The organism is Pseudomonas sp. SDO524_S393, assembly GCF_054071875.1.
Window position 1 is genome coordinate 22670 of sequence record NZ_JBSVVZ010000022.1, and the last position, 13518, is coordinate 36187.

At 58.5% G+C, this 13518-nt stretch carries 15 protein-coding genes and 1 tRNA gene; 14 read left to right on the forward strand and 2 right to left on the reverse strand.

All coding sequences use genetic code 11. The features are described from left to right. Window positions 1-6 precede the first annotated feature (6 nt). Together prfA and hemA are read right to left on the reverse strand one after the other, a co-directional pair. Window positions 7-1089 carry a peptide chain release factor 1 gene (prfA, locus tag ACW9IB_RS12125; RefSeq protein WP_457413804.1) on the reverse strand — a complete coding sequence of 361 codons (1083 nt, stop codon included), beginning with the start codon at window positions 1087-1089 and terminating at the stop codon, window positions 7-9. Next, window positions 1086-2375, reverse strand: a complete 1290-nt coding sequence (hemA, locus tag ACW9IB_RS12130; protein ID WP_457366659.1) for a glutamyl-tRNA reductase — start codon at window positions 2373-2375, stop codon at window positions 1086-1088. Before hemA ends, prfA begins: the two co-directional genes overlap by 4 nt. A 182-nt stretch (window positions 2376-2557) precedes the next feature. Here hemA and ACW9IB_RS12135 point away from each other — a divergent pair, with 182 nt between their 5' ends. The 14 genes from ACW9IB_RS12135 to sctL all read left to right on the forward strand — a co-directional run bounded on the left by ACW9IB_RS12135 (window position 2558) and on the right by sctL (window position 13505). Then, window positions 2558-4282 carry a tetratricopeptide repeat protein gene (locus tag ACW9IB_RS12135; protein WP_457413806.1) on the forward strand — a complete coding sequence of 575 codons (1725 nt, stop codon included), beginning with the start codon at window positions 2558-2560 and terminating at the stop codon, window positions 4280-4282. Window positions 4283-4286: 4 nt separating this feature from the next. Then, on the forward strand, window positions 4287-4904 hold the full coding sequence (gene lolB / locus ACW9IB_RS12140; RefSeq protein WP_457366657.1) for a lipoprotein insertase outer membrane protein LolB: 618 nt from the start codon (window positions 4287-4289) through the stop codon (window positions 4902-4904). A gap of 49 nt (window positions 4905-4953) precedes the next feature. After that, on the forward strand, window positions 4954-5757 hold the full coding sequence (ispE, locus tag ACW9IB_RS12145) for a 4-(cytidine 5'-diphospho)-2-C-methyl-D-erythritol kinase (protein ID WP_457366686.1): 804 nt from the start codon (window positions 4954-4956) through the stop codon (window positions 5755-5757). Between the two features lie 37 nt (window positions 5758-5794). Next, a tRNA-Gln gene (locus ACW9IB_RS12150) sits at window positions 5795-5869 on the forward strand. A 46-nt stretch (window positions 5870-5915) separates the two neighbouring features. Then, a complete protein-coding gene (locus ACW9IB_RS12155) occupies window positions 5916-6857 on the forward strand; it encodes a ribose-phosphate pyrophosphokinase (protein WP_016971225.1) in 942 nt (313 codons plus the stop codon). A gap of 137 nt (window positions 6858-6994) precedes the next feature. Further along, on the forward strand, window positions 6995-7591 hold the full coding sequence (locus tag ACW9IB_RS12160; RefSeq protein ID WP_457366656.1) for a 50S ribosomal protein L25/general stress protein Ctc: 597 nt from the start codon (window positions 6995-6997) through the stop codon (window positions 7589-7591). A 167-nt stretch (window positions 7592-7758) separates the two neighbouring features. Beyond that, complete coding sequence (pth, locus tag ACW9IB_RS12165) at window positions 7759-8343, forward strand: aminoacyl-tRNA hydrolase (protein WP_457413808.1); 585 nt, start codon at window positions 7759-7761, stop codon at window positions 8341-8343. Between the two features lie 21 nt (window positions 8344-8364). After that, window positions 8365-9465 carry a redox-regulated ATPase YchF gene (gene ychF, locus ACW9IB_RS12170; RefSeq protein WP_457366654.1) on the forward strand — a complete coding sequence of 367 codons (1101 nt, stop codon included), beginning with the start codon at window positions 8365-8367 and terminating at the stop codon, window positions 9463-9465. Between the two features lie 316 nt (window positions 9466-9781). Then, window positions 9782-10708 (forward strand): sigma 54-interacting transcriptional regulator, encoded by a 927-nt coding sequence (locus ACW9IB_RS12175; RefSeq protein WP_457413866.1) that lies wholly within the window; start codon window positions 9782-9784, stop codon window positions 10706-10708. Between the two features lie 162 nt (window positions 10709-10870). Next, on the forward strand, window positions 10871-11080 hold the full coding sequence (locus ACW9IB_RS12180; RefSeq protein WP_457413810.1) for a hypothetical protein: 210 nt from the start codon (window positions 10871-10873) through the stop codon (window positions 11078-11080). 122 nt (window positions 11081-11202) lie between these two features. Then, window positions 11203-11571 (forward strand): EscI/YscI/HrpB family type III secretion system inner rod protein, encoded by a 369-nt coding sequence (locus ACW9IB_RS12185; protein ID WP_457366651.1) that lies wholly within the window; start codon window positions 11203-11205, stop codon window positions 11569-11571. Between the two features lie 32 nt (window positions 11572-11603). Further along, window positions 11604-12368 carry a type III secretion system inner membrane ring lipoprotein SctJ gene (sctJ, locus tag ACW9IB_RS12190; protein WP_457413812.1) on the forward strand — a complete coding sequence of 255 codons (765 nt, stop codon included), beginning with the start codon at window positions 11604-11606 and terminating at the stop codon, window positions 12366-12368. Window positions 12369-12388: 20 nt separating this feature from the next. Further along, window positions 12389-12934 (forward strand): type III secretion protein, encoded by a 546-nt coding sequence (locus ACW9IB_RS12195; protein ID WP_457413814.1) that lies wholly within the window; start codon window positions 12389-12391, stop codon window positions 12932-12934. Continuing rightward, the gene (gene sctL, locus ACW9IB_RS12200) at window positions 12912-13505 is read left to right on the forward strand and encodes a type III secretion system stator protein SctL (protein ID WP_457413816.1); all 594 of its coding nucleotides are present in this window, start codon (window positions 12912-12914) and stop codon (window positions 13503-13505) included. The genes ACW9IB_RS12195 and sctL overlap by 23 nt, the downstream gene beginning before the upstream one ends. Window positions 13506-13518: the final 13 nt, after the last annotated feature.

The window sequence follows — 13518 nt, forward strand, 5'->3', positions numbered from 1 at the left end:
ACCTGTTTATTCACCGATCGCTGCCAGTTGGTCAGCCTGGTATTCGGCGAGTAACGGCTCGATCACCGCCTCGACGCCACCGGCAAGAATCTCGTCCAGGGAATAAAGGGTGAGGTTGACCCGATGATCGGTGACCCGCCCCTGAGCATAGTTATAGGTGCGAATGCGCTCGGAGCGATCGCCCGAGCCCACCAGCAATTTACGCTCGCTGGCAATCGCATTGGCGGCGGCGCTGGTCTGCTGGTCGTTGAGCTTGGCCGACAGCCAGGACATGGCCCGGGCCCGGTTCTTGTGCTGGGAGCGCTCTTCCTGGCACTCCACCACGATGCCCGATGGCAAGTGGGTGATGCGGATCGCGGAGTCGGTCTTGTTGACGTGCTGACCACCGGCACCCGACGAGCGGTAGGTATCGATGCGCAGGTCCGCCGGGTTGATTTCGATGGCTTCCTGTTCGTCCGGCTCGGGCAATACCGCCACGGTGCAGGCGGAAGTATGGATACGGCCCTGGGATTCCGTCGCCGGCACCCGTTGCACGCGGTGCGCGCCGGACTCGAACTTGAGCTTGCCGTACACGTTGTCGCCTTCCACCCGGGCGATGACTTCTTTAAAGCCGCCGTGTTCGCCCTCGCTTTCGGACAGGATCTCCACCCGCCAGCCACGACGCTCGGCATAACGCGAGTACATGCGGAACAGGTCGCCGGAGAAAATCGCCGCTTCATCGCCGCCGGTACCGGCGCGAATTTCGAGGAACACGTTGCGCCCGTCGTTGGGGTCCTTGGGCAGCAGCATGCGTTGCAGGTCGCCTTCGAGCCCGGCGAGTTTTTCCTTGGCTTCGCGGGCCTCTTCCACGGCCATTTCCCGCATGTCAGGGTCGCTGTCCTTGAGCAACGCCTGGGCCCCCTCAAGATCCGCCTGCACTTTCAGCAGGTTTTTATACGCGGCCACGACAGGCTCAACTTCGGCGTATTCCTTGGAGTAGGCGCGGAACTTGGTCTGATCGGAGATGACCTCGCCATCGCCGAGCAAGGCGGTCAGTTCTTCGAAACGGTCCTGGAGCACGTCCAGTTTATTGAGCAGTGACGCTTTCATTGCGGTTTTTTATCCGAAGAGCTGTCTGACGCGCCCTCACCGAGGGCAAAGAGTTCCTGGGCCATGGCCAGCGCATCGAGGCGGCCTTCGGCGGTAAGCTTTTTCAACTGCACGCTGGGCGCGTGGAGCAATTTGTTGGTCAGGCCACGGGCCAATTGCATCAGCACCTCCTCGGCACTGCTGCCATTGGCGAGCAGGCGCTGGGCCTTGAGCAGTTCTTCGTCGCGCAGGCGTTCACCTTGCTGACGGTAGGCCTTGAGCACGTCGACCGCGGCCAGTTCACGCAGGCGCACCATGAAGTCTTCGGCGCCGGTGCTGACCATTTCCTCGGCGGCCTGGGCAGCGCCCTGACGGCTCTTGAGGTTTTCGGCGACCACCTCGTGCAAATCATCGACGCTGTAGAGATAAACGTCGTCCAACTCGCCGACTTCTGGCTCGATATCCCGGGGAACGGCGATATCCACCATGAAAATCGGCTTGTGCTTGCGCAGCTTCAAGGCGCTTTCCACCGCGCCCTTGCCCAGGATCGGCAACTGGCTGGCGGTGGAGCTGATCACGATATCGCTGCGCACCAGTTCAGCCGGGATGTCGGCCAGCAACACCGCATGGGCACCGAACTCTTCGGCAAGGATGCTTGCGCGCTCCAGCGTGCGGTTGGCCACCACGATACGCTTCACGCCCAGGTCGTGCAGGTGACGGGCGACCAGGGTGATGGTCTCACCGGCGCCGATCAGCAGGGCCTGGCTGCGCTGCAAGTCGCTGAAAATCTGTTTGGCCAGGCTGACGGCGGCAAAGGCCACCGACACCGGGTTCTCGCCGATGGCCGTGTCGGTGCGCACCTGCTTGGCCGAATTGAACGTGGCCTGGAACAGGCGCCCCAACAGCGGGCCGACGGTGCCGGCCTCGCGGGCCACGGCGTAGGCGGACTTCATCTGGCCGAGGATCTGCGGCTCACCCAGCACCAGCGAATCCAGCCCGGCCGCCACACGCATCATGTGACGAACTGCCGCATCCTCTTCGTGCACATAAGCGCTCGCGCGCAGGTCATCGAGGCTCAAATGGTGATAATCGGCCAGCCAGCGCAGCACCACATCCGCCGAAAGATGCTCCTGCTCTATATAGAGTTCACTGCGATTGCAGGTCGAAAGGATCGCGGCTTCGCGGCTGTCGGTCAGCCGGCAGAGCTGCTGCAAGGCCTCAACCAACTGCTCTGGCGTGAACGCCACGCGCTCGCGCACGTCTACGGAGGCAGTCTTGTGGTTAATACCGAGTGCGAGAAAGGCCATTCAATATCGCTGATGATGTCGGGAAGCCGACAATTGTCCTACTTCGAAAGATCCAGAACAACCACCGTTGTCTATTGTCCTAATGCCTTGTGCCTATAAAGGCATCCATTGAGACTCGGTTATGTTTGGCCGAAGGCTTGTGTCATGATGATCCGACCGCAGGTTAGTCGTCCTCTTCCCTTATGAATAGATCTTCCGCGTTGCTCCTTGCTTTTGTCTTCCTCAGCGGCTGCCAGGCCTTGGCCCCCGTGTCGCCGGACGGTACCCCGCCGGTCGAGGACAGCACTCCCGCCCCTGAAAAGCCCAAGGTTTATTCATCGTTCAGTGAAGAAACGGTGTACAGCCTGCTGACCGCGGAACTGGCCGGCCAGCGCAATCGCTTCGACATTGCGCTGGATAACTACGTGACGCAGGCCATCAACACTCAGGATCCGGGTATTTCCGAGCGTGCATTTCGCATCGCCGAGTACCTGGGTGCCGACCAGGCCGCGCTGGACACATCGCTGATCTGGGCCAAAAACGCCCCGGACGACCTCGAAGCGCAGCGCGCGGCAGCCGTTCAACTGGCGCGGGCCGGGCGGTATGACGACTCCATGGTCTATATGGAGAAAGTCCTGCAGGGCAAGGGCGACACGCATTTCGACTTCCTCGCGCTGTCGGCAGCCGACACCGACCAGGACACGCGCAATGGCCTGATGAAGAGTTTCGACCGCCTGCTGCAAAAACACCCCAGGAACAGCCAGCTGATTTTCGGCAAGGCCTTGTTGCTGCAACAGGATGACGAAGCCGAAGCCGCCTTGAAGCTATTGGAGCAGAACCCGCCGGAAGAGGGTGAGATCGCACCGATCCTGCTGCGCGCGCGCCTGCTGCAAAACCTCAACCGTGGCAAGGAAGCGATTCCGCTGCTGGAAAAAAGCATCAAGAAGTACCCGGACGACAAGCGCCTGCGCCTGACCTACGCGCGCATGCTGGTGGAGCAGGACCGCATGGAGGACGCCAAAGTGCAGTTCGCCAACCTGGTCCAGCAATACCCGGACGACGACGAACTGCGCTATTCCCTGGCACTGGTCTGCCTGGAAGCCAAGGCCTGGGACGAGGCCAAGGGCTACCTGGAAGACTTGATCGCCCGGGAAAGCCATGTGGATTCGGCGCACTTGAACCTTGGCCGCATCGCCGAGGAGCGCAACGACCCGCAAGCCGCTCTGCTGGAATACGCACAAGTCGGCCCTGGCAATGACTACCTGCCGGCCCAATTGCGCCAGGCTGACATCCTGATGAGCAACGGTCGCACCGACGAGGCGGAAAAACGCCTGGCCGCGGCGCGTGATGCCGAACCGGACTACGCGATCCAGCTGTACTTGATCCAGGCCGAAACCCTGTCGGCCAACAATCAGGGCGAACGCGCCTGGAAACTGCTGCAACAGGCGTTGCTGCAATTCCCCGATGATTTGAACCTGCTGTACACCCGCGCGATGCAGGCGGAAAAACGTAATGACCTGGCGCAGATGGAAAAGGATCTGCGCCTGATCATCAAGCGCGACCCGGACAACGCGATGGCCCTCAACGCCCTGGGCTACACCCTGTCCGATCGCACCACGCGCTACGCCGAAGCCAAGGTACTGATCGAGCAAGCCCACAAGCTCAACCCGGAAGACCCGGCCGTGCTCGACAGCCTGGGCTGGGTGAATTACCGCCTGGGCAACCTGGACGAGGCCGAACGCCTGCTGCGCCAGGCACTGGAACGCTTTCCCGACCAGGAAGTCGCTGCTCACCTGGGAGAAGTACTGTGGGCCAATGGCAAACAACGGGAAGCACGACAAATCTGGGAAAAATTCCTCAAGGAACAACCCGAAAGCCCTATCCTGCGCAGCACCATCAAGCGCCTGACCGGATCCGAGACCCTCTAAGCTTATGTTCTTGCGCCACGTTGTAGTGTTCAGTCTCATCGCCCTGCTCGCCGGTTGCGCGGGCATCGGCAGTCGTGAAGCCGTCGAGGGCCAGGGCAACCCGGCGCAATGGCAGCAGCACAAGGACCAGCTCGCCAGCATCGACGGCTGGCAGATCGAAGGCAAAGTCGGCGTGCGCGCCCCGAAAGACTCGGGCAGCGGCACCCTGTTCTGGCTGCAACGCCAGGATTACTACGATATTCGCCTGTCCGGCCCGTTGGGGCGTGGCGCGGCTCGCCTGACCGGCCGGCCGGGGCAAGTGAGCCTCGAGGTGGCCAACCAGGGCCGCTACGAAGCGACCTCACCCGAAGCACTGCTGGAAGAGCAGATCGGCTGGAAACTGCCGGTATCGCACCTGGTCTGGTGGGTGCGCGGCCTGCCCGCGCCCGACAGCAAAAGCCGCCTGAGCCTCAATGGCGACAGCCGCCTGGCTACGCTGGAGCAGGACGGTTGGCAGGTCGAGTACTCGAGCTACGTCCAACAGAACGGTTACTGGTTGCCGGAACGCATCAAGCTGCATGGCACCGACCTTGACGTCACGCTGGTGATCAAGGACTGGCAACCGCGCAAGCTGGGGCAATAACGTGAGCGCACAGACCCTGACCCTGCCCTCCCCGGCCAAACTCAATCTGATGCTGCACATTCTCGGGCGCCGTGAAGACGGCTACCACGAATTGCAGACGCTGTTTCAGTTCCTCGACTACGGCGACGAGCTGACCTTCGCCCTGCGCGACGATGGCGTGATCCGGTTGCACACCGAATTCGACGGCGTACCCCACGACAGCAACCTGATCGTGCGGGCCGCGAAAAAACTTCAGGAACAATCCGGCTGCACACTGGGCATCGACATCCGGATCGACAAGATCCTGCCCATGGGCGGCGGTATAGGGGGCGGCAGTTCGAATGCCGCGACCACATTGCTGGGTTTGAATCACCTGTGGCAACTGGGCTGGGACGAAGATCGCCTCGCCGCACTGGGCCTGACACTGGGCGCCGACGTCCCGGTTTTCGTGCGGGGCCACGCGGCTTTTGCCGAGGGCGTCGGGGAGAAACTCAGCCCCGAATACCCCGAAGAGCCTTGGTATGTCGTGCTTGTTCCGCAAGTCTCTGTAAGTACAGCAGAAATTTTTTCAGATCCACTGTTGACACGTAACTCGGAGCCCATTAAAGTGCGCCCCGTTCCCAAGGGAAACAGTCGAAATGACTGCTTACCGGTTGTAGCAAGGCGTTATCCAGAGGTACGTAACGCTTTGAATTTGTTAGGTAAATTTACCGAAGCAAAATTAACCGGAACTGGAAGTTGTGTGTTTGGGGGCTTCCCAAGCAAAGCTGAAGCTGATAAAGTCTCGGCCCTTCTTACAGAGACCCTTACAGGGTTTGTAGCAAAGGGAAGCAACGTTTCGATGTTGCATCGCAAGCTGCAAAGTCTGCTCTAAAAGGAACCGAGTACTGGGTACTCGTTGCAACAGATACAGGGGCGTCGCCAAGCGGTAAGGCAGCAGGTTTTGATCCTGCCATGCGTTGGTTCGAATCCAGCCGCCCCTGCCATTTTCCTATACTCATCCAGGTTACCCTCAGCCTCTAGGTACTGCGCGTGTCCAAGATGATGGTCTTTACGGGGAACGCTAACCCCGATCTGGCTCGGCGTGTCGTACGTCAGCTGCATATCCCTCTCGGTGACATTTCTGTCGGTAAATTCTCCGACGGCGAAATTACTGCAGAGATCAATGAAAACGTCCGCGGTAAAGACGTTTTCATTATTCAGCCGACCTGCGCTCCGACCAACGATAACCTGATGGAACTCGTCGTGATGGCTGATGCCTTCCGCCGCTCCTCAGCGACTCGAATCACAGCTGTAATCCCTTACTTTGGTTATGCCCGTCAGGATCGCCGTCCGCGTTCCGCACGTGTGGCTATCAGCGCGAAAGTCGTGGCTGACATGCTGACCGTGGTAGGCATCGACCGTGTTCTCACGGTTGACCTGCACGCCGACCAAATCCAGGGGTTCTTCGATATTCCGGTAGATAACATCTACGGCTCCCCCGTACTGGTGGATGACATCGAAGACCAGCGCTTTGAAAACCTGATGATCGTGTCCCCGGACATTGGTGGCGTCGTGCGTGCACGGGCTGTTGCCAAATCCCTGGGCGTGGATCTCGGGATCATCGACAAACGCCGCGAGAAAGCCAATCACTCTGAAGTGATGCATATCATCGGTGATGTCGAAGGGCGTACCTGTATTCTGGTCGATGACATGGTCGATACCGCCGGCACCCTGTGCCACGCGGCCAAAGCCTTGAAAGAGCACGGTGCTGCAAAAGTCTTCGCCTACTGCACACATCCTGTGCTGTCGGGCCGAGCGATCGAGAACATCGAGAATTCCGTGCTGGACGAACTGGTGGTGACCAACACCATCCCGTTGTCCGCCGCCGCTCAAGCCTGCTCGCGTATCCGTCAACTGGATATCGCGCCGGTGGTTGCCGAAGCGGTTCGCCGCATCAGCAATGAAGAATCGATCAGCGCGATGTTCCGTTAAGGGCCAGCCCTTCGGAACACCTCACTGACGAAAAGCGCCCCGCCCCGACATACCGTTGGGGCGGGGCTTTTTTGCCCATGTCGAGTTTGGCGCTGGTCGCAAACGCCGCTCGATGATGGCTATTTTGGAGAAGTAAAATGACTGATTTTATCCTGAACGCCCAAGCGCGTACTGACCTGGGGAAAGGTGCGAGCCGCCGCCTGCGTCACGCCGCCAATGTTCCTGCTGTTGTTTACGGTGGCGACAAGCCTGCTGAATCCGTAACCATCCTGGCCAAGGAAATCGCCAAACTGTTCGAAAACGAAGCGGCTTTCAGCCACGTTATCGAACTGAACGTCGATGGCAAAAAGCAAAACGTGATCGTTAAAGCCATGCAGCGTCACCCAGCCAAGCAGTTCATCCTGCACGCTGACTTCGTACGCGTTGTTGCTGGCCAGAAACTGACTGCCAAAGTACCGGTTCACTTCATCAACGAAGAAGCTCCGATCAAGAAAGGCGGCGAGATCTCCCACGTTGTGAACGAGATCGAAGTGTCCTGCGAAGCCAAGGACCTGCCTGAGTTCATCGAAGTTGACCTGGGCAACGCTGAAGTCGGCGCCATCATCCACCTGTCGGACCTGAAAGCGCCAAAAGGCGTTGAATTCGTGGCCCTGGCTCACGGTGATGACAAAGCGGTTGCCAACGTACACGCTCCACGCGTTGCTCCAGAAGCTGAAGAAGGCGCTGCAGAGTAATTCACTCTGTAATGCTGGAGCTTGAGGAAACATCGCGGACCGGAACGTAGCGAGAAAGCGGGCGATAACGCGGCGTTTACTCTTGAGTAAATGAAGTTTTTTGTCCACTTTCGCCGCACACCGTTTGCGGCGATGTTATCCACAACTCCAAAGGAAGGGCCCCTGTCGTGACTGCCATCAAACTGATCGTTGGCCTGGGAAATCCAGGCACCGAATACGAACAGACCCGGCATAACGCGGGGGCCCTTTTTGTTGAGCGCATCGCCCACGCCCAAGGCGTCAATCTTGTGGCCGATCGCAAATATTTCGGCCTGACCGGGCGCTTTTCGCACCTGGGTCAGGATGTTCGTCTACTGATTCCCACCACCTACATGAACCGCAGCGGCCAGGCTGTGGCGGCACTTGCAGGTTTCTTCCGGATCAAACCCGAAGAAATCCTGGTGGCCCATGACGAACTGGACCTGCCACCCGGTGTTGCCAAGCTCAAGCTCGGCGGCGGGCATGGCGGGCACAATGGCCTGCGCGACATCATCGCGCAGTTGGGCAATCAGAATAATTTCTACCGCCTGCGGCTCGGCATCGGCCACCCGGGCGTTGCCAGTATGGTTTCAAATTTCGTCCTGGGTCGTGCGCCACGCGCCGAACAGGAAAAACTCGATGCCAGCATCGACTTTGCCCTCGGCGTGCTGCCGGATATCTTCGCCGGTGAATGGAACCGCGCGATGAAAAACCTGCACAGCCAGAAGGCCTGACTCTTACCGAGGGGAAACACCATGGGATTCAATTGCGGCATCGTCGGCCTGCCCAACGTCGGCAAATCCACCCTGTTCAACGCCTTGACCAAGTCCGGTATTGCGGCGGAGAACTTCCCCTTCTGCACCATCGAACCCAACAGCGGCATCGTGCCGATGCCGGATCCGCGCCTGGACGCCTTGGCGGCCATCGTCAATCCAAAACGCATCCTGCCGACCACCATGGAGTTCGTCGACATCGCAGGCCTGGTGGCCGGCGCGTCGAAAGGTGAAGGCCTGGGCAACAAGTTCCTGGCCAACATCCGTGAAACCGATGCCATCGCCCACGTGGTCCGCTGCTTCGAAGACGAGAACGTGATTCACGTCTCCAACAGCGTCGACCCGAAACGCGACATCGAAATCATTGACCTGGAACTGATCTTCGCCGACCTCGACAGCTGCGAAAAACAACTGCAGAAAGTCGCGCGCAACGCCAAGGGCGGTGACAAGGAAGCCGTGGTCCAGAAAGGCCTGCTGGAACAGTTGATCGCACACTTCACCGAAGGCAAACCTGCACGCAGCCTGATGAAGAACATGGGCGCCGACGAGAAAGCCGTGATCAAGGGCTTCCACCTGCTGACCACCAAGCCGGTGATGTACATCGCCAACGTCGCTGAAGATGGCTTCGAAAACAACCCGCTGCTCGACGTGGTCAAGGCCATTGCCGAAGAAGAAGGCGCTCGTGTCGTGCCGGTGTGCAACAAGATCGAAGCGGAAATCGCCGAGCTGGATGACGGTGAAGAAAAGGACATGTTCCTCGAGGCCCTGGGCCTGGAAGAGCCGGGCCTGAACCGCGTGATCCGTGCCGGTTACGAGATGCTCAACCTGCAGACCTACTTCACCGCCGGTGTCGAAGAAGTCCGCGCCTGGACCGTCAAGGTCGGCGCTACCGCGCCGCAGGCTGCCGGCGTGATTCACACCGACTTCGAAAAAGGCTTCATCCGTGCCGAAGTGATCGCGTACAACGACTTCATCCAGTACAAGGGTGAAGCCGGTACCAAGGAAGCCGGTAAATGGCGCCTGGAAGGCAAGGACTACATTGTTAAAGATGGCGACGTGATGCACTTCCGCTTCAACGTGTAACCTTCACGCGCAATCGTTGCGACAAACAAAAAAAGCCGATGCACTGCATCGGCTTTTTTGTGGGCGACTGTCTGATATAAAAACATTAAATAATCAGACCCCACTATCGGATTTTACTGACTGACATCCAATCCATCTTGATAACTTGCCGACAGCGTAACTAAAAAATCAAACACATCGGCATTCTCCTACAACATGCCTCCCCATAAGCGTTCCCATAGCGCATGACAACTTTAATAATTTGCGCTCTACTGACCCCCGCCTTCCTACTGCCCTTTTTAACAGTAACGTTATTTAAATAATGGAGCACTCTGTGATCCCGGCCTGCGCCCACACGGAACATGAAGCGGACATCTCGTTGCTCGAAGGCCCGGAGATTGAACATACCCTTAACAGTACGGCCGCTCTTAACATCGACATTCTGTTATTGGGTGAAACCGGTACAGGCAAGGACACATTGGCACAGCGCGTTCATCGTTTATCCGGACGCCGAGGCAGTTTCATTGCCGTGAACTGCGCCGCCATTCCGGAAAGTCTCGCCGAAAGCCAGTTGTTCGGAGTCAACAGCGGCGCCTTTACCGGAGCAATGCAATCCAGGGCCGGCGTAGTCGAGGCTGCCCACTTGGGCACCCTGTATCTTGACGAAATCGACAGCATGCCCCTCAACCTGCAAGCCAAACTGCTGCGCGTGTTGGAGTCGCGCGGTGTTGAGCGGCTGGGCTCGACACGCTTCATACCGGTAGACATGCGCGTGATTGCGTCCGCCCAGCATTCATTGCTACAGATGGTCGAACACGGCACTTTCCGGCGCGACCTGTATTTTCGCCTGAATGTGGTCAATATCCAGTTGCCGGCCTTGCGTGATCGGCGCGAGCGCATCATTCCGCTGTTCATGGAGATGATTCGCCAGGAAGCCGAACAATTCAAATGCGAGCCCCCCCTCCCTCCTGGCGAGCTGCTGCAACAACTGCTGTGCCACCCGTGGCGCGGGAATGTGCGTGAATTACGCTCAACGGCCAAACGCTTCGTGCTGGGCCTGCCACCGCTCTCAACCTCTGTGAGCGACCAATCGCCTCTTCAGATGAGTCTTAGGACACGCCTGCAACACATTGAAAAAGCCTTGATCGAAGACGCATTGCAACGCCACCACCAGGTAGACGCCGTGGCCGTTGAGCTAGGCCTTGCCAAGCGGACGCTGTACTACCGAATGAAACAACTGGGCATAGCACTGAGCCCTCCCTAGAAATAAACATCAAGAAACATATACATCCAGAAACCCATGGAACGTCTGACTACCGCAGGCCACACATTTAGAGACCGGTTAAAGTTGTAAAATTCTACGAAAGTCTCACTACCAATTTTCCGGCCACAGAACCTTCTTCTAAATAATGACTGGAGTTTTTCCATGATCAACTCGCTCGGCTCGATTTTCCCTAACAACTTGAACTCCCAACTGATGCCACAAAGTGCAGCATCGGATAAATCAGCTATCGGCTCCGGTGCTGCCGATGACATTTTCAATGAGGCCATGGCCAACGCGTTGAAAAACGGCAAATTGGCAAACAAGGCCAAGGATATTAGCGGCATCATTCAAGCCGCTGGTCGCCTTAACTAACAGCGGTTGATTGATCCCCTCTCCGGCCTGCCTGGCCGGGAGGTGATCACTCTAAAAGAGATGCTGCTATCAATCAGTCCGGCTGACACAGCGGTTGAAAACTTCTATGGAGTAGGCATGCCATGCAAATAAAAGATGTTAACGCTGTTGGCCGACACAGCCCCCTCGAATCCGCCTACACCCAACAAGATCACTCGTCGAACAACACCGATGTCAGCTTTTTCAACTCCGTACTCGAAAAACCCAACACCGTCAGCTCATCTTCAGCCAGCGCCGCCAGCTCTGCGATGCTTGTAGACGCCACGAAAGCCCTGAGCGCCTCAAACAATCGCATTTCAAAGGTGCTGAACTCCGCGAGTCGGGGCGTGGATCTGGAAAAGCTGAGGACGTTCCCTCTCGAATTATCCAACAAACAACTGACATCTCAGTTGCTGGTGAAGAGTCTCGCCAAAACGACTCAATGCGTTGAAAAAATAAGCAACCTGCAATAGTGGACATGAAGACTATTTGGCCTGCGTCCCTAATGTTGGTGGTGATACTGACGCTGAGCGGTTGCAGCGATCGAGTCGAACTGCATCGCCAACTCTCCGAGCAAGAGGCCAATGAGGTCATCGCGGAATTGGCCGACAAACATATTCGCGCCCAGAAAGTCCCGGCCAAGGACGGTGTCACAGTAGCGGTGAACGCCAACGATATCGGCCGCGCGGTACGCACGCTGGAGGCCGCCGGGCTACCGAAAATCGCACGAACTACCCTGGGCGACACGTTTCGCAAGGAAGGCGTGATTTCGACGCCGCTGGAAGAACGGGCGCGCTATATCTATGCCTTGTCCCAAGAGCTTGAAGCCACGCTATCCAATATAGACGGGGTCATCGTAGCCCGTGTCCATGTGGTATTGCCGGAGCGCATCGCCCCGGGCGAACCGGTTCAACCCGCCTCCGCTTCCGTATTCATCAAACACGATCCGCGCCTGGACCCCGACAATATCCGCGCACGTGTGCGCCGGATGGTGGCGAGCAGCATACCGGGCATGACCACCGCCGTGGACAACCCGCAAAAACTCACCGTGATTTTTGTACCTGCTACCACTTATCAGGAACAGCAACGTCTGGTGTTTTTCGGCCCATTCCTGGTGCCGGACGAGGACCTGGGTTTCTGGCGCAACAGCGTGTTCATTGGCCTGTTCGGTATGGCAGCCACCCTGGCGACCGCACTGTTCCTGCACAGTCGCCGCAGGCGCTCGATAGCAGACACAGCAGCAGGCCAATCCACCGGGGGGCAACCATGACGCCCAGGCCAGAACTTTCCATGGGTGATCACCTGGCCTGGACACAATGGTGGGCGTTCCCCTGGCAGGATGCACACCCGGACTGGAAGGGGCACAGGTACCCGGCGATTTGCACATTGTTTCAGCGCTGGCGCGCGGCACCCAGCGAGTTGACCGGGATAGAGGCTTGCCTGCCTCCGCCCCCCAACCCCACAGTGCTGCGGCTGGCGCTGGCCCCGCTCGAACAGCTCGACCGAACACTGGCTCTGGTGCACGACACCTTCAACCCGCAGGTACCGACGCCCTTCAGCGAGCGTGATCACCTGTGGTGCCTGCGCCTGTCCAAGGCTCTGCCCTCCGCGATGTTGCCGCCCGGTGCCGATCCTCTGCAACTGCTCCTGCACTGGGTCGAACCGGCGATCTGGCAGCGCCTTCGATTGCGTTTTCCTCGTCAGCGGGTACAGCACATCGAGCATCAAGACCTGCCCCTCGAGCACACCAGCAGTCGCCTGAGCACACTCTGGCAAGCCGTGGTCTGGCGCGTCACCACACAGGACGGCAGCGATGTTGTGTCGACGCACCCTTGAGCTGCCCAAAGGCGCACCACGCCTGCCGCGCAGCCTTATACCTCGAGAGGAGCTGGCCAACTGGGCACAGGCCAACCAGCTCATCGGTCACGCAAGGGGCCAGGCCGACGAGTTGCTCAGACGTGCCGAGCAGCAGTGCAAGACGCTACAGGAGCAAGCCTCGCTGGAGATCTGGCAGCGTGCAGATGCCCAACTCCAACGCTGGGCACACGACCGTCAAGCCATGTGCGACAAGCTCGAACAGTACGCCAGTTCGATCACCCAAAACGCGATTCGTTACCTGCTGGATGAAACAGCAACACCCGCTCGCCTGACGGCCCTGGTGAGGCAACTGCTGGCGAATCAGATCCAGGCGATCAGCGCCACGCTGCTCTGCCACCCGAATGATCTGGAGGAGATAAAACAATGCCTGGTTGATCACCGGACCACCATCTGGAAGCTCCAGGCTGACGAAACGATTCCATCTCAAACACTGGTCTTGAAAACCGACGAGGGCGACTTCCGGATCAGTTGGCATTCGATGCTCGACGCATTTTTCAAGCACGGTAACGAGTTCTGGATCGACACCTGAGCCTCCACCGGCT